The following is a 15655-nucleotide window of genomic DNA, read 5'->3' as shown; positions in this document are numbered from 1 at the left end:
TTTTTGGAGGCCGGCCGTGACCGGCATGTTCGGCATCCCACCGCCGACCGGGGCGACGATTGTCACCACGTGGACCTGGTCCCCCATGGTGATCACTCTCGTCGTGGCCGCCGCAGCCGGTTACCTCGCCGCGCTGTGGCGGGCGACGCGCCGCGGCCTGCACTGGCCCCCGCTGCGAACGATCTGCTGGCTGAGCGCACTCGGGCTGACAGTCCTTGCCCTCGACGGCTGGTTCGGGACCTACTCGCACGTGTTGTTCTCCGTGCACATGGTGGTGCACCTGCTGCTGATCATGGTGATTCCGGCACTGCTGGTGTGGGCACAGCCGATCCGCTTGCTGCACGACACCGCCGGTCCCGGCACGGCCGCGACGATCGACCGCGTGCGCGCGAGCCGAATCTTCCGGATCTCGGTTTCGCCTCGATTCACCCTGCCGCTCTACAGCGCTGTCCTGCTGCTGACCCATCTCACCGGTTTCCAGCAGGCCATGTCGACACATATGTGGATCCACGACGCCGAGCTCGTGCTCTACCTGGTTACCGGCTATCTGTTGTTACTGCCGTTGGCCGGCGACGAATCGACGGTCGAACCGAAGCGGCCGTATGCACTGCGCCTGGTCGTATTGGCAGCATGTGTCGGCCCGGACACCCTGGTCGGCGTCACCCTGATGATGTCGTCGACCGTGCGCGCCCCGGCGTACGCGGCCGCACGAGACTGGGGCCCCAGTGCCTTGGCCGACCAGAACCTGGCCGGGATCGTCATGTGGCTCGGTGGCGACGGCCTGATGATGGTGATCATGATCATTGTCGCCGGTCAATGGGTACGCACCGGCGACCGCGACAGCAGCCTGGGCCCCTGGCTGGACGGCATCCGCTCCCGCTCCCTGCTGGGCGCGACCGGCGCGACCACCGATATCGACAATGAACAGGCCGCACTCGATGCGTACAACGCGCGGATGGCCGAGCTGAACGGACCTCGCTCGGGCACACACGGCGGCGTCCGTACCGGTGCACGACCGGACACTTCGACCACCGCAGCGACAGCCCGCTCCGACGCCCGGGATCACCTGCTATGAAAACCGTTCTGACACTTCTATTTTCCCTGATAACCGTTGCCACCGTGGCGGCGTGCGGGACCACCACAACCGGACCACCGGTGGGCGGCCCGCAACCGCTGGTCGAACCGAAGCCCGGCCCGGTCGTCATCGGCCTGCACGAAGTCCGAAACCTGGGACCCGTCCTGGTCGATGCGCGCGGCTACACCCTGTACCTGTTCCCGGCCGACACCGCTGGTTCCCTCGGCTGCAGCGATGCCTGCCTGGGTAGTTGGCCGCCGGTCATCGTGCCCGACGGTGAGGATCTGCGCGCCGGAAACGGTGTGCACCGGAATCTACTGGCCACGATGTCCGGACCGGACGGCGAGCGGATCGCCACCTACGCGGGGCATCCGCTCTACGCGTACGCCGGCGACGTCGACCCCGGCCAGGCCAACGGTCAGGGCCTGAACCTCAACGGAGATTCCTGGTTCGTGGTGAACGCCGACGGCAAGGCGCTGGTGCCGCCCGACCAGCAGGGCGTGATGCCCGAGGGCACCTACCTCGTCAGCGGCCCGCCCACGACAACGGCGATGCCCGGAACGAGCCAGGTCCCGCCGACTACCATGCCGAACACGAACGGGGCACACCGGTGACCGACCAACAGCGCCACGACCAGGAACCGAGCCGTCACAGCGACACCACCTGGCCCAGCCACCTCCCACAATCGGCCGATCGGGCCGGTCCGAACCGCCGAGCGATGCTACTCGGTGGCATCGGCATCGGAGGACTGGCGATCGGGACCGGGCTCACCCTCGCAACGCAGCACGCCCTCGCGGCCGCACCCAGCACGCCGGTGGTACCCGCGACCGAGGAACTGATGACCGATCACGGTCTGCTCAAACGGATTCTGCTGATCTATCGCGAGTGTGCCGACCGGTTGAACACCGGCGACGAGCTCGATCCCGCGGCGCTGTTCCATTCCGCGCAGATGGTGCACTCCTACATCGAAGACTTCCACGAGGGTATCGAGGAGGGATACATCTTCCCTCGCCTGCTGCGCGCCGGAAAACTGCGAGACACCATCCGTAATCTGCTGATTCAGCACGATGTGGGACGCAAGCTGACCATCGCAGTGATCCAGTCGTCGACCACGATGGACATGCCCGGCACGGGCGCGGCGCCCGGATTCGCCACCGCCGAGAGCCGGGCTGCACTCGCGCGCACCCTGAACCAGTTCATCACCATGTACGAGCCACACGAGGCACGCGAGGACACCGTCGTCTTCCCGGCCTTCCGGGATGTAACCGCGGACGGCAGCGTTTTCGACCAGGTCTCCGAACAGATCGCCGAAGCACAGCAGAAAAGGTTCGGCGATCAGGGAATGTCGGGTTACCTCGATCAGGTCGACCGGATCGAACAACAGCTCGGCATCCACGACCTCGCCGGCTTCACCCCTCCGATACCTAATTGAGCGGCCCACGACGCAGGCGCCCTATCGATGCGACAGGCGGGCGAACACCATGCTCGACGCACCGAATCCCACGACCGCCAAAGCTGCACACCACAGCACGGCGAGCAGTGCGCTGTTCCCGACCGGCGCCGAATTCAACAATCCCCGAACGGTATCCACCACCGGTGTCGCCGGTTGATACTCCGCGAACCCGCGCAACCAGCCCGGCATGGTCGAGGTCTGCACGAAGGCACTGCTGATGTACGGGATGAACATGATCGCGTACGTCATACCGCCCGCGGCCTCGGGATTCTTCGCCACCAGCCCGAGCGCTACCGCAATCCACGAGATCGCCACGACGAACAGCACCATCATCGCGATCGCACCCGACCATCCCAGCAGGCCGGCATGCGGGCGAAAGCCGAGCGCCAGTGCCACGACCACCGCCACGGCGATCGCCAGCATGTTGCGTGCCACCCCTTCGCCCACGTGCCCGGCGAGGATCGCCTGCCGGAACATCGGCAGGGTACGGAAACGATCGATGCTGCCCCTGGTCATATCCGCCGATACCGCGGTGGCTGTGATGGACGCCCCGAAACCCGTGCACAACAGCATGATCCCGGGCACCACGTAGTCGATATACGATTCACCGACTTCGATCGCGCCGCCGAAGACATAGGTGAACAGCATCATCACCAGAATCGGCATCAGCAGCGAGATGATCAGGGTATCGGGACTGCGCAGGGTGTGGCGGACACAGCGGCGGAACATCACCGCCGAATCGGCGGCGACCGTCAGCACCGGGCGGCTGCTTCGACGATGTCGGCGGCGTGGGCGGCAGCCCCCTCCGTGCGCAGTGTCGCGGCGAATTCCGTGGCGTGGGCGCGGCGCTCGGGTGCGAGCAGGGTGGCCACGCCGTCCACCAGTCGTTCGGTGGTGAGGTCGGTGAAGCGCAGATGCGCACCGAGACCGAGGCGCTGTACCTGTCCACCCCACATCGGCTGTTCGAACGAGACCGAGCACACCAGCGTCGGCAGTCCGGCGCGCAGTCCCTCGAACAGGGTTCCGATACCGCCGTGGTGCACCGCTGCCCGGCAGTGCGGCAGCACCTTGTCGAACGCGAACGGTCCGAATACCCGGACCTGACTGTCGGGAAGGGTGCCGGCGGTTTCCAAACCGCTCCAGCCGGCGCTGATCAGCGCGCGAATTCCCAGTCGGCGAGCCACCTGCTCCACCATCTCGACCACCGCGGCCGGGTCGGCGATCGGCATACTCCCGAAGCCGAAGAACACCGGCGGCTCCCCCGCTCGAGCCCATTCCAGCACGTCGGTGTGGTCGTCGCCGAGTTCGCCGATCGCCCGGCGCGTGTCCTGATCGAGGGTCAGGAAGCCGGTGAACGGGCGGCGCGCATCCCATTGTGCGGGCAGGCCCGGCACCAGCGCCGGATCGTAGATCTGGACTTCGGGGATGCCGCGGCGGGCCATCACCGCTGCGACGCTCGCCCGCGATTTCGGCAGCCCCAGGCTGCCACGCAGATCGTTGAGGTATCGCATGAACACAACCCGCCGCAGATTCTCCGCCACCGCCCAGGTGGCCCGGTTGACCGGAGCGGGCGGTGCCCAGTGTGCGGGTAGTGCCCCCGGAAACGGGTAGACGCTGTTGGCCCGGGCCGGGTAGTAGTGCAGGCTGACCAGCGGAACATCCATCGCCTCGGCGACCGACGAGGCGCGGTCCTCGGTGACGGTGCTGCACACGATCAGTTCCGCATCGGCGCAGACGTCGACCACTTCGCGGTTCATCTGCTCGGCATAGCCGGACATCTGGGTGGCCACCATCTGCATCAGCCGCAGCGTGTTGCCGGTCGCCAGTGCGCGCTGCCCCTCCTCCGAGCTGTAGAGCTGCTGCACATCAGGACCGCAGGCGCGCGCGTCCAGCCCCGCCGATCTGGTGAAGTCCACCAGATTCGGCGGCGCCCCCAGCAGCACCGCATGGCCGCGACGGCGCAGCTCCAGCCCGAGCGCGAGCACCGGTTGCACATCGCCGCGAGTGCCGGTCAACGGTATCGCGATCTTCACGGTGCCACCTCCGCGCGGCGAGCCTGGGCGGGCCGCACAGCCGGCCCCCGGACAGTCGTTCCCCGAGACATCATGCCGAGTTATCTCCACTTTCGTCGCGAGCGCAACATTTTCGGCTCGGAAACCCGATGGCATCGATATGGGCTCTCAGACCACCGCGCACGTAGGTATCGTGCCGGGCGTGCATATCGCCATGTTCATGGACTATCACCCTGCGACGCTGGGCGGTGTGCAAACCGCCGTCGCGTCGTTGCGGCACGGCCTGGAACGGGCCGGGCATCGGGTGACGTTGTTCGTCGCGCCGCAGCCGGGCATCGCACCCGACCCGGACGAGGGTGTGGTCGAGCTGGCACCGTTGGCCGGTGCCGTGGTGAACGGCTTTCCGATGGTGCTGCCCACCGCTCGCAACGCCGCGCTGATCGACGCCGCGTTCGCCGCGCGCGGGCCGATCGATCTGGTGCACACCCACACCACCTATGGCGTCGCGATCGCAGGAATGCGTGCGGCGCGCCGGCATCGGATTCCGCTGGTGCACACCGCGCAGAGTCGCGACGATGCGTTCATCGAACACACCGCACCGGCGCCGCTGCTGTCCGCGCTGGCGCTGCGAACCCTGCACGGCCGCTTCGTCTCCCATCCGAGCCGGATGCCGCGCACAGCCGAGAGCCGGGCGGCCCGCCACGCCTGGCACACCATCGTCGGCCAGGCTCAGGCGGCCGATCGGGTGATCGCGCCGACCGAGCATTTCGCGCGCCTGCTGCGCACCCACGGCCTGACGCGGCCGTTGCGGGTGGTGTCCAACGGGGTCGACGACGCCTTGCTGCAGCACACGCAGACGCTGCCGGCCGGCGCCGGCCACGAGGTCGACGAACAGCCGTCCACCGGCCCGCTGCGGTTGATCTGGTGCGGACGATTGTCCGCCGAGAAGCGCTTGCTGGAATCGATCGAAGCCGTGCGCCGGGTGCCGGACTGCACCCTGGACGTCTACGGCGACGGTGATCTGTCCGAGCGCGCTGCCGCGATCGTCACCGAGAACGGACTCACCGGCAGAATCACCCTGCACGGGCGGGTTTCGCAGCAGCAGTGTCTCGAGGCGATGGCGGGCGCGGATGCCCTGCTGTTCCCCTCCTGGGGGTTCGACACACAGGGCATGGTGCTGCTGGAGGCCGTCGCGGTGGGGCTGCCCATCCTGTATTGCGATCCTGATCTGGCCGAATCCATTCCTGGCGGTGCGGGTGCGCGCAGTGCGGGTCCGTCCCCCGCGGCGATGGCCGAAACCATCGCAGCTCTCGCCGCCGACCGTGCCGCCGTGGCCACCATGCGCGCCGCGCTGGCACCATCGCGTGCGTCGGTGCGCCAGTCCGACCGCATCGACGCCATCGTGGCGGTGTATCGGCAGGCTCGCGCCGACAACGAGCCGAGGGCGCAACCGGCAGTGCCGCAGCGACTCGCGGATGTGCCCACCGCACCGGGTGCGGTGCCGCTGCTCGGGCACAGCCTGCGGGCGCTGCGGGACGCGCCCGGATTCGTCACCTCGCTCGCGGATCTGGGCCCGATCGTGCGGATCCGATTCGGCCGCAAGACCGGATACGTGCTGACCACACCGGAGTTGGTGCGCGAGGTCGGTCTCGGCGACGCCGAACTGAACCGCGACGACCTGCGCGAGGCCATCGAGGATGTGGCGGGCGGTTCGGTGAATGTGCTGCGCGGGGCCGAACACAAACTGCGGCGCCGGATGATCGCACCGGCACTGCGCCAGAGCCGGCTGGCCGAATACACGGTGACCGCAGCCGAACTGGCCGACACCTGGTCGTCCGGGCTGCGGCCGGGTGGCCGCGTGGATCTGATGGACGAGGCCCACGGCCTGATCCTCGATACCGTGTCCTCGACCCTGTTCACCGCCGAGTTCAGCGCCGCGGCGCGGCGCCAGATCCGGGACAATGTGCCGTGGCTGCTCAGCCAGGTGATCGTGCGCACCGCGATGCCGCCGCAGGTCCGGCGGTTGCGGGTGATCGCCAATCGGCGGTGGGAGCGCAAGGCGCGTCACCTGCGTTCCGCCATCGGCGCGGCGATCGCCGAGTATCGCCGCCGCGACGAGGATTTCAACGATGTGGTGTCGGCGCTGATCCGCCACACCGATCCGGAAACCGGCGCCCGGCTCTCGGACGAGCACATCATCGACGAAGCGATCCTGATGCTGGCCGGTGGTGTGGGATCGATGGCCTCGCTGACCGGCTGGGTATGGCACGAGGTGATGCGGCGCCCCGATATCGGCGAGCGGCTGCGCCGCGAACTCGACGAGGTGATCGGCGACGGACCGGTACGTGCAGATCACCTCGCCCGCCTCCCCTATTTGAAACAGGTTGTCTCCGAAACGCTCCGCTTCTGGGGGCCGTGGATCAGCGCCGGGAACGCCTCGGGCCCGGTGCCGGTCGGCGGACTGACCATCCCCGACGGGACCGCCATCATGTTCAGCCCATACCTGGTGCAGCACGACAAACGACACTTCCCGAACCCGGAGGCCTTCGACCCGGACCGGTGGTCACCCGAACGCAGCGACGAGGTCGACAAGAAGGCGAATCTGTCCTTCGGCGTCGGCCGCCGCCGCTGCTTGGGCGACCACTTCGCGCTGCTGGAGATCACCCTCGCCGCGGCCGCGCTGCTGGCCCGGTGGGAGCCGGTCCCCGATCCGGGGTATCGGGTACGCGCCTCGAACCGGGATTTCGTCCTCTCCCCCTCCGCGATCCCGGTGACACTGCGAGCGCGCAGCCGATGACGCCGGGAGCGGTCGGTCACCCGGCGATCGGATCTAGCGGCGCCGCAGCAGCACCCCACGGATGAAGGCGGCCTGCCCGGAATGCTGGATGTCGTCGTCCACGACACTGATCAACCGCACCCCCAGCGTCACCGGCGGGTCCCAGTTGGTATCCACCACTCGGGGCAGATCAGCGTCCGAGAGTCCGCGGACGTATTCGACGGTGCGGTCGTGTACCGCGTCGTGGTAGCCGAGCAGCAACTCGGCCGAGACGTTGCCGAGGGCAGCCACATCGGCGGAGCTGTCGCCGAACCCGGTGGCGGCATCGTCGAACGGTAGCTCGAAACGGCTCGCCCAGCCGGCGGAGGTCCAGACCTGTTCGGAGTCGGCTACCTCGGAGACATGGTCGTCCTGAACCCTGGTCAGATGCCAGACCAGCCAGGCGATCGAATTGGCGCCCGGATCGAGCCGGGCCCCCAGTTCCTCCTGAGTGAGGCCGGAGACCGCGCCGTGCACGTTCTCCTTGATTCGCCCGAAGGCGTCTATCAGCAGATCGGTGCTTGTCATAGAAATATGCAATCACATGGCGCCGACAGGTTCGAGGATGCCGCAGCAGGTTCCGGAGCAGAACTCTCACAGAGAGTTCGGCGAATTCCTGCTACCCTGGCCGACAGTCCGGTTTACGAGCATCCTGGCTGGGGGGTTCGAAGCCTATTGTCCCACAACAGATGTGAGGTGACGCTGTAGGAACGCTACCGACAGCGTAGCCTTTATCGTGCTCGACGGTTAATTCTCTGGAGTCTCCTCTCTTGACCACACCACGTTCTGCACTGTCCGCGGTCCCCGGTGCCTCGCCCCGATGCCCGGTCCAGCACACCGGATCACCGGTCGATTCCGACGATCCCCGAATCCTGCTGGACACACCGGAATTCGCCGCCGATCCGCACGGCACCTACCAGGAGATGCGCCGCCGCTACGGCTCCCTGGTGCCGATCGAACTGTCGCCCGGAGTACCCGCGACGCTGGTGATCGGCTATCACACCGCGTTGCGGATCCTCAACGATCCCGAGCATTTTCCGGCCGATCCGCGGACCTGGCAGGAATCCGTGCCCGAGGACTGCCCGGTGCGCCCGATGATGCAGTGGTATCCCAACGCACTGCGCAACGCCGGAAATATCCACCTGCGCTACCGCCAGGCGTACACGGCCGCGATCGATGGTATCGACCTGCACAAGCTGCACACCACGGTCGAGAAGATCGCCGTCCCGCTGATCAATACCTTCTGCGAAACGGGTTCGGCCGATCTGGTGTCGCAGTATGCCTTCCCGCTGGTCTTCGAGGCCGTCAACAATATCGTGGGCTGTTCGGCCGAACTGGGCCAGCGCGTCGCCACCGGCATGGCCGCCCTGTTCGACACGGTCAACGCGGCCTGGGGTATGGAACACCTGAGCCAGGCGCTGATGGAGCTGATCGCGCTGCGCCGCGCCGAGCCGGGCGACGACGTCACCTCGCGCATGGCCCATCATCCGGCGAACCTCTCCGACGAGGAGATGCTCTACAACCTGATCAGCTTCTACGGCGCGGCGATCGAACCGCAGCAGAACCTCATCGTCAACACGCTGCTGCTGATGATCACCGACGAGCGTTTCGGCGGCACCTTCCTCGGCGGCAGCCTGTCCACGCGAGATGCACTGGACGAGGTGTTGTTCAAGGACCCGCCGATGGCCAACTTCTCCATCAGCTATCCGCGCCAGCCGATTCTGATCGACAATGCCTGGCTGCCCGCGCACCAGCCGGTCGTGATCAGCCTGGCCGGATGCAACAACGATCCGGTGATCGCCGGGGGCGACCGCACCGGCAACCGCTCCCACCTGGCCTGGAGCGCGGGCCCGCACGCGTGCCCGGCCCGCTCGGTGGCCTACCTGGTGGTGCAGGATGCGATCGATCAGCTGCTCGACGCGCTGCCGGAGGTTCGGCTGAGCATCGACCCCAGCGAAATCAGCTGGCGCCCGGGCCCGTTCCACCGCGCCATGGCCGCCCTTCCGGTCACCTTCCCCGCATCACCTCCGTTGAATTTGGTGTAAGGAGCTTCCGATGAACCAACCGATTGTGCTCGACCTGACCGGTGCGGATATCCAGGCCGAGAACGAGCGGATCCGAGCAGGCGGCCCCGCCGCGCTGGTAGAGCTTCCCGGCGGCGTGCCGGCCTGGTCGGTGACCGACGCCGTCACACTGAAGAACCTGCTCTCCGATCCACGGGTGTCGAAGGATCCGCGCCGGCACTGGCCCGCCTACGCCAGCGGCGAGATCGACGAAACGTGGCCACTGCAGCCGTGGATCGCCGCACAGAACATGTTCACCGCCTACGGCACCGACCATCGCCGTTTGCGCAAACTGGTCGCCCCCGCGTTCACGCATCGTCGCACCACCGCGATGCGGCCCCGGATCGAGACGATCGTCGCCGATCTGCTGTCCAAACTGGATGCCATGACGCCCGGCGAGGTCGTCGATCTGCGCCCGAACTATGCCTATCCGGTGCCGATCCGGGTGATCAGCGAACTGCTCGGTGTGCCCGAGCACCTCGACGATCCCATCCATGCCTGTGTCGACGGCTTCTTCGACACCTCGTTCACCCCCGAGCAGGCGCAGGCCAACTACATCGAGATGGGCCGCCTGATCGGTGAACTGGTGGCATTCCGGCGAGAAACTCCGGGCGACGACATCACCAGCGTGATGATCACTTCACATGCCGACGACGGCACGGTGCTGTCGGAGAAGGAACTGATCGACACCATCATGCTGGTGATCAACGCCGGCCACGAAACCACCGTGAACCTGCTCGACCAGTCGATCACGGCGCTGCTGACCTATCAGCAGCAGCGCGAGGACGTGACTTCCGGCAAGGTGGCGTGGACCGAGCTGATCGAGGAAACCCTGCGGCATCAGTCGCCGGTCGCGCATCTGCCGCTGCGCTATGCGGTGGAGGACATCGAACTCGGCGAGATCCGTATTCCGAAGGGCGAGCCCATTCTCGCCTCCTACGCGGCGGCGAACCGTGATCCGAAGCTGCACGGTGAGACCGCCGGTGCCTTCGACGTGCACCGGAAGAACAAGGAACATCTCGCTTTCGGCCACGGCGCCCACCACTGCCTGGGAGCACCGCTGGCCCGGATGGAGGCGGCGATCGCACTGCCGGCACTGTTCGAGCGGTTCCCGAACCTGCGCCTCGCCGTGGAGCCCTCCGAGCTGACGCCGATCGGCAGCTTCATCTCCAACGGACACACCTCGCTGCCGGTGTATCTGGGATAGGTTCGTCTCGTTCTCCCACCGACGTGTATTCAGCTAATCGGGAGCCACCGTGGCCTCGTGGACGTATGATCGGGTGTCGCTGAAGATAGTGAGACTGTCGCCGAGGCTGGTCGGAGGATCGTTATGCCGAAACAGCCGGAACCGCCGGCGTCGTTGCTCGCACGTGTCGAGCTCGTCCTGGAAGCGCTCGAGCTGGAAGGGCATCTGACACTCTCGCGGATCGCGATGGTGACCGGCATCCCCCGGTCTTCGGCGCACCGGCTCTTGGAGCGCATGGTGAAGCTTCGTTGGCTGTTACGCGTCGGCGACTCCTACGAGCTGGGTACCCGGATGTTCGAGTTGGGATCCGAAGCCGTGCGTAACCATTGGTTTCACCGACTCGCTTATCCGCACCTCGCTCAATTACAGGAACGTACCCAGTTGGTCGTTCACCTGGCGTATCTCGATCGCACCGACGTCGTCTATTGGGAGAAGCTTCCCGGTGCGATCGGCATTCGCATACCAACCCGCATCGGCGGACATCAGCCGGCGCATCGCACCGCCCTCGGAAAAGCATTGCTGGCGGCCGAAGGTGACGAACACCTGGAGGACCCCGCGTTCGGCTCGATGAAACGTAGTACTTCAGCAACCATCACCGACCGGGGCCTGCTTGCGAAAGAGCTCGCCCGAGTTCGCCATGATGGGTTCGCCCAGGACCGTGGCGAAGCGCTGGTCGACATAGGGTGCGTGGCAACCACAGTAAGTGCCGGCCACGCGAACACCAGCAACGGCCACACTACGACCGCCGCAATATCCATCTGTGGGCCACTCGCGCAAATGAGACACGAATTGGTCGGACCATTACTCACCACAGCCGCAAGGATCACCAAGTCTGCCGCAATAAACCCGATGGTCGACCCATAGCGGTCGACCATCGATCGAACGGCACCGACGGTAACTTCGGTATCCACACGTAGGAACCCTTCCGCCCGGTGAGGAGCAGAATTGATGCGTTCCCCTGCCCGTCGAGGTCTTACCGCCGTCGTGATCGCCGCTGCGGGGCTTGCCGTACTCGCCCCGGCAGCCGCCGCCGAACCCACCATCTACGACCCCGTGATCAGCCCGTGCGAGCACCTGTTCCGTACCCCGGTCGACATGCCTCGCGCCGGCACCGAGGTGTATTGGAGCCCGTTCGGGACCACGAATATCGTCTGTTACGACGACGGCACCGGGCTGGAGCACTTCTATCAGCGTGACCCGTGGGGTGCATGGCACAGCATCAACGAAGTGCTGCCCGGCCAGCACTTCTACGAGGTCTTCAACACGACGGTGCCCGATCAGGCCACCAGGGGGTGAGCGATGTGGTTGCCGAACCTCAGCCGCGCGCCGCGCTGTCTCGCTCCGGATCGACCACCAACTCCACGTCGACCTCGTCGCCGGCACCGCGCCCCGTCCGCTTGCGGGTCTCGGCATTGAATGACACCAAATAGCGGCCCCCGCGCACGCCGATGGTTGTCGGATAGTGCCATGAGCCGAACCTCCCCGCCGGAAACCTTCGGCCGGACTCCGCAGAAGCGCCGAGCAATCCTTACCGCAGCCACCGATCTGTTCCTGCGTAACGGCTTCCGCGGCACCAACATGGACGACGTGGCCACCGCCGCCGGTGTTTCCAAGCAGACGGTGTACAAGCATTTCACCGACAAAGAGGGACTGTTCCGCGAAATCGTCGAGGGCGTCACGCAGAACTCCGACACGATCATCGAGCGCATCACGGCCGCATTCACCGACGCGCCGGCACACACCTGCGCAGAACTCGACACCACGCTCCGAGCGGTGGCGCGGGTCTATCTCGACAGCGTGCTGCAGCCCCATGTGCTGTCGCTGCGACGACTCGTCATCGCCGAAGCAGAACAGTTTCCCGATCTGGCCGCGAACTATTACGAGCGAGCACCCGCGCGTGGAATCGATGTCGTCGCAGAGCACCTGGCCCCCTACTCCGATTCGGGCCTGCTGCACACCGACGACATTCGTCTGGCCGCCGCGCATTTCGTCTACCTGGCACTGTCCATCGCACAGGACCGCGCCATGTTCGTCCCGTCCACACCCCCGCCGGCAACAGATCGCGAACTTCAGGCCGCAGCAGCCGCGCGCACATTCATCGCCGCGTACTGCACGCGGTGACACACTGCGGAATCCACCCGCACCCCTCGCGGCTCATTGCCACGCAGGTTGCGTCCAACGGCGGAGAGCGTCGACGGCGGTTTCGGGTGAAGCGTTGGAGCAGAGGCGGATTCCTGGTGCGATGTCGGTGAGCGTGCTGATCAGGCGTTCGTACAGCAGGGTGTGTTCGGCCGCGGGCTCGGACTCCGCGATCCTTCGGACTCGAGACGATGGCGCCGGCGGACCCGAGGGCGTGGCGGATATGTTCGACAGCCCCGTGGCTGCGGCGGCCGAACAGCACCGCGGTCGCGTCCCGGAGCGGCACGACGCGCGGGCACCTCAGCCGACGGGACTTGATACCGGCATCGCCGTCACTGTCGCGATGATGTCCGCGAGTCGCTCGGCATCCGCGGGCCCCTGGGTGCGCCAGGCAATGTAGTTGTCCGGTCGCACCAGGATCGCGCCGGCAGGCGCGACCCCTATCGCCGCCGCAGTCGCCGCATCGAGGGTCACGCCACGGATATCCGAACTTCTTGCTACCGGCAAGGTTTGGAGCGCATCACACCAACCATGCCCGTCGGGACCGGTAAGGATCGCGAAGTGTGACCGGTTGAGGTCCTGAGTGGAAACACCTCGTTCGACCCAGTGATGAGCCAGGTGCGAACCGGGCGCTCCGTCCAGGGCGGCCACCAGGTCCTCGGTTGACGGAAGCTCCGGCACGGGGTCGACGATCGCGGTCGAGGCGTACCGCAGCGCCATCGTCACCACCGGTGCGTTGTACAGACCAGCAGCGGCGCGTTCCGCTGCCGCATTCGGATCCCAGTGCAGCCGTGGGTTTTCCAGTCGCAGCAGCGCCTGTTCGGTGACCGTTCGAGCGACCGGGTGCCGCTCGTCGTGGTAGGTGTCCAGCAGCGCGTCACCCGCCCGCCCGGCGATCACCATCGCGAGCTTCCACGCCACGTTGTGCGCGTCGGCCAAGCCGGTATTCAAACCGAACGCACCGAGTGGAGAGATCGCCCTGGCCGCGTCACCGACGAGAAAGGCTCGGCCACACCGGAATTCGTCAGCCATTCGAGCGGTCGCTCGCCATGGAACGGCATTGAGCACCTCGACCGGAACGGGATCACCGATCGCCGTCCGGACGGCACGTACACACTGTTCGGGCGAGAGAGTTGTGCCGTTCTCGATCGGCACGTGCAACACCCACTCCCCCTCTCCTACACCGAGCATGATGCCATTGACCTCGGGATGCTCGATCTGCGTCATCACCGGCATCGCACCGAAGCGACCCACCAGATCCGCTGCGAAGAGGATGTTCATATTGGTGCCGCCGATTTCCCCCGGCCCCGATACCGTCACGCCGAGTTGGCTGCGCACCGTGCTGTGCACACCGTCGGCACCGATCACGTAGTCGGCCCGAATGGTCCTGCCATCGGAAAGAGTTGCCCGCACTGCCTCCTCGTCGAGTTCGAGATGGTCCAACGCAACACCGAATTCGACCGTGGCGCCACACCGACGAGCGGCGGGGATCAGCACCGAGTCGATCCGATGCTGTGGATAGTGTCCGCGTGAGATCTCCGGCGATATGTCATCGCCGTGCCACCCGGCAGCGGAGATCCGTTCGGGTGGTGCGCCGACGTCGGCGACCGTTCGCGCTTCGGCCCGCCACGGTAGCGCCGAGCGAACGGCGACTGCGTCGAGCTCCGCACGCAAACCGACCTCGCGGAAGAGTTCCAGACTGCGCGGGCTGATGCCGAGTGCCCGCGGGTGGTTGGACGGTGCCGACCGTCGCTCGACGACCATCGACCGCACACCATGGTGCCCGAGGAAAACCGCGGTGGCCAGGCCGACCGTGCCGCCACCGACAATGAGAACCGAAACATCCGACATGAAAATCTCCTTTGGGAACACCGTGCCCGTCTTAGGGAACACTGTACCCGGAACGTAGGATGCGTCTATGCCCACTCCGTCACAGCCCGCCGCCCTGGTCTGGATGCGCGAACGCCCCGCCGCCGGGCGACCGGCCGTCACCGAGGCTCGGATCGTGGCCACCGCGGTTGCGTTGGCGGACGCCGAAGGCCTCGACGCTCTCTCGATGCGACGGATCGCCACCGAGATGAAATCCGGCACCACATCGCTGTACCGCCATATCGCGAGCAAGGACGAGTTGATCGAGTTGATGATCGACGCGGTGTACACGGAGTTCGAACTTCCCGAAGGTGAGCAGGAGGTGATCTCCGGCTTGGCTGCGCATGCCCGCCGTTTTCGTAAGCTCCTGCTGCGGCACGGATGGTTGGCCGAGCAGGCATCGCGTCGAGCCGCATTGGGCCCCAATGTCCTTCGCGTTGCCGACTATCAGCTGGGCTTGATCGACGCCGCGACCGGCGACCCGAGCCAAGCGACCATGGTGACCCACGCGATCAACACCTACGTCGTCGGCAGCGCCGCAGCCGAACTCGCCGACGCCGAAACCCAACGCCGCACCGGCATGACCGAGCGGGAGTGGCAGAACGCCGTCGGCGAGTACGTAACGGCTGTAGTCGAATCCGGAAAATACCCCTACTTCAACCGCCGCATCCAGTACGCCGACGACCAGGATGCCGACGCGAGATTCGAGTTCGGGCTGAACAACCTCCTGGGCGGAATCACCGCGACCCTCTCCGCCACCGAGGGGGAGTCGTAGCCGGAGATTGCGATGCTCGTTGCAGGTCCCGACGTCACGCTGCAGCTTCCGGCACCGCCCGAGCCGGATTCCCGTTCGCGGGCGAACCCTTGGCGACATCAGGCGGTGAGGACGACATCGCCCTGGAGATGACCGCCCTCAATGGCGCCGAACATGATGCCGACCCGAACGAAAACCGGCCCCGGAACCATGGTTCCGGGGCCGGTTG

Annotated in this window: 15 protein-coding genes; 10 read left to right on the top strand and 5 right to left on the bottom strand. The window is 66.3% G+C overall.

All coding sequences use genetic code 11. The annotated features are described in order from the left end of the window. Positions 1 to 25: 25 nt before the first annotated feature. Genes NV2_RS08130 through NV2_RS08120 form a run of 3 tightly spaced genes read left to right on the top strand, consistent with a single transcriptional unit; the run spans position 26 to position 2507 of the window. Positions 26 to 1075: a cytochrome c oxidase assembly protein gene (locus NV2_RS08130; protein WP_245662526.1), complete on the top strand. Its 1050-nt coding sequence runs from the start codon at positions 26 to 28 to the stop codon at positions 1073 to 1075. Further along, positions 1072 to 1689, top strand: coding sequence for a COG4315 family predicted lipoprotein (locus tag NV2_RS08125; protein WP_084474155.1), 618 nt, complete (start codon positions 1072 to 1074; stop codon positions 1687 to 1689). Before NV2_RS08130 ends, NV2_RS08125 begins: the two co-directional genes overlap by 4 nt. Further along, the gene (locus NV2_RS08120; RefSeq protein ID WP_067870945.1) at positions 1686 to 2507 is read left to right on the top strand and encodes a hemerythrin domain-containing protein; all 822 of its coding nucleotides are present in this window, start codon (positions 1686 to 1688) and stop codon (positions 2505 to 2507) included. Before NV2_RS08125 ends, NV2_RS08120 begins: the two co-directional genes overlap by 4 nt. 21 nt (positions 2508 to 2528) lie before the next feature. Here the strand turns inward: NV2_RS08120 and NV2_RS08115 are convergent, their stop codons facing one another. Both NV2_RS08115 and NV2_RS08110 read right to left on the bottom strand, forming a co-directional pair. Beyond that, positions 2529 to 3257 carry an ABC transporter permease gene (locus NV2_RS08115; protein WP_067871182.1) on the bottom strand — a complete coding sequence of 243 codons (729 nt, stop codon included), beginning with the start codon at positions 3255 to 3257 and terminating at the stop codon, positions 2529 to 2531. A 23-nt stretch (positions 3258 to 3280) separates the two neighbouring features. Beyond that, the gene (locus NV2_RS08110) at positions 3281 to 4561 is read right to left on the bottom strand and encodes a glycosyltransferase (RefSeq protein WP_067870944.1); all 1281 of its coding nucleotides are present in this window, start codon (positions 4559 to 4561) and stop codon (positions 3281 to 3283) included. 181 nt (positions 4562 to 4742) lie between these two features. Between NV2_RS08110 and NV2_RS08105 the strand changes: the two genes are divergently transcribed. Further along, positions 4743 to 7337, top strand: a complete 2595-nt coding sequence (locus NV2_RS08105) for a cytochrome P450 (protein WP_084474231.1) — start codon at positions 4743 to 4745, stop codon at positions 7335 to 7337. Positions 7338 to 7370: 33 nt separating this feature from the next. Here NV2_RS08105 and NV2_RS08100 read toward each other — a convergent pair whose 3' ends face one another. Next, positions 7371 to 7883: a mycothiol transferase gene (locus NV2_RS08100; RefSeq protein WP_067870943.1), complete on the bottom strand. Its 513-nt coding sequence runs from the start codon at positions 7881 to 7883 to the stop codon at positions 7371 to 7373. A 242-nt stretch (positions 7884 to 8125) separates the two neighbouring features. Between NV2_RS08100 and NV2_RS08095 the strand changes: the two genes are divergently transcribed. The 4 genes from NV2_RS08095 (at position 8126) to NV2_RS08080 (ending at position 11960) form a co-directional block, all read left to right on the top strand. After that, complete coding sequence (locus NV2_RS08095; RefSeq protein WP_245662502.1) at positions 8126 to 9400, top strand: cytochrome P450 family protein; 1275 nt, start codon at positions 8126 to 8128, stop codon at positions 9398 to 9400. Between the two features lie 10 nt (positions 9401 to 9410). Then, the gene (locus NV2_RS08090) at positions 9411 to 10625 is read left to right on the top strand and encodes a cytochrome P450 family protein (RefSeq protein WP_067870942.1); all 1215 of its coding nucleotides are present in this window, start codon (positions 9411 to 9413) and stop codon (positions 10623 to 10625) included. A 123-nt stretch (positions 10626 to 10748) separates the two neighbouring features. Beyond that, complete coding sequence (locus NV2_RS08085; protein ID WP_067870941.1) at positions 10749 to 11528, top strand: IclR family transcriptional regulator; 780 nt, start codon at positions 10749 to 10751, stop codon at positions 11526 to 11528. 84 nt (positions 11529 to 11612) lie between these two features. Beyond that, positions 11613 to 11960, top strand: coding sequence for a hypothetical protein (locus NV2_RS08080; RefSeq protein ID WP_067870940.1), 348 nt, complete (start codon positions 11613 to 11615; stop codon positions 11958 to 11960). 19 nt (positions 11961 to 11979) lie between these two features. Here the strand turns inward: NV2_RS08080 and NV2_RS32155 are convergent, their stop codons facing one another. Further along, positions 11980 to 12108, bottom strand: coding sequence for a DUF1905 domain-containing protein (locus NV2_RS32155; RefSeq protein WP_245662501.1), 129 nt, complete (start codon positions 12106 to 12108; stop codon positions 11980 to 11982). Positions 12109 to 12131: 23 nt separating this feature from the next. Between NV2_RS32155 and NV2_RS08075 the strand changes: the two genes are divergently transcribed. After that, positions 12132 to 12785, top strand: a complete 654-nt coding sequence (locus NV2_RS08075) for a TetR/AcrR family transcriptional regulator (protein WP_067870939.1) — start codon at positions 12132 to 12134, stop codon at positions 12783 to 12785. A gap of 318 nt (positions 12786 to 13103) precedes the next feature. On the opposite strand, the gene NV2_RS08070 is transcribed toward NV2_RS08075, so the two are convergent. Continuing rightward, positions 13104 to 14654, bottom strand: coding sequence for an FAD-dependent monooxygenase (locus NV2_RS08070; RefSeq protein WP_067870938.1), 1551 nt, complete (start codon positions 14652 to 14654; stop codon positions 13104 to 13106). 67 nt (positions 14655 to 14721) lie between these two features. Here NV2_RS08070 and NV2_RS08065 point away from each other — a divergent pair, with 67 nt between their 5' ends. Next, positions 14722 to 15447, top strand: coding sequence for a TetR/AcrR family transcriptional regulator (locus NV2_RS08065; RefSeq protein WP_067870937.1), 726 nt, complete (start codon positions 14722 to 14724; stop codon positions 15445 to 15447). Positions 15448 to 15655 lie beyond the last annotated feature (208 nt).

It is taken from the genome of Nocardia vermiculata NBRC 100427, from assembly GCF_001613265.1.
Lineage (GTDB): Bacteria > Actinomycetota > Actinomycetes > Mycobacteriales > Mycobacteriaceae > Nocardia > Nocardia vermiculata.
Note: the sequence above shows the minus strand (reverse complement) of the source record. Positions and strands in the feature narration are given on the sequence as shown.

Bases quoted from the DNA above. Each gene is read 5' to 3' on its own strand.
- NV2_RS08130 (WP_245662526.1), top strand. From the start codon at position 26: ATGTTCGGCATCCCACCGCCGACCGGGGCGACGATTGTCACCACGTGG.
- NV2_RS08125 (WP_084474155.1), top strand. From the start codon at position 1,072: ATGAAAACCGTTCTGACACTTCTATTTTCCCTGATAACCGTTGCCACC.
- NV2_RS08115 (WP_067871182.1), bottom strand. From the start codon at position 3,257: ATGTTCCGCCGCTGTGTCCGCCACACCCTGCGCAGTCCCGATACCCTG.
- NV2_RS08100 (WP_067870943.1), bottom strand. From the start codon at position 7,883: ATGACAAGCACCGATCTGCTGATAGACGCCTTCGGGCGAATCAAGGAG.
- NV2_RS08090 (WP_067870942.1), top strand. From the start codon at position 9,411: ATGAACCAACCGATTGTGCTCGACCTGACCGGTGCGGATATCCAGGCC.
- NV2_RS08085 (WP_067870941.1), top strand. From the start codon at position 10,749: ATGCCGAAACAGCCGGAACCGCCGGCGTCGTTGCTCGCACGTGTCGAG.
- NV2_RS08080 (WP_067870940.1), top strand. From the start codon at position 11,613: ATGCGTTCCCCTGCCCGTCGAGGTCTTACCGCCGTCGTGATCGCCGCT.
- NV2_RS08075 (WP_067870939.1), top strand. From the start codon at position 12,132: ATGAGCCGAACCTCCCCGCCGGAAACCTTCGGCCGGACTCCGCAGAAG.
- NV2_RS08070 (WP_067870938.1), bottom strand. From the start codon at position 14,654: ATGTCGGATGTTTCGGTTCTCATTGTCGGTGGCGGCACGGTCGGCCTG.
- NV2_RS08065 (WP_067870937.1), top strand. From the start codon at position 14,722: ATGCCCACTCCGTCACAGCCCGCCGCCCTGGTCTGGATGCGCGAACGC.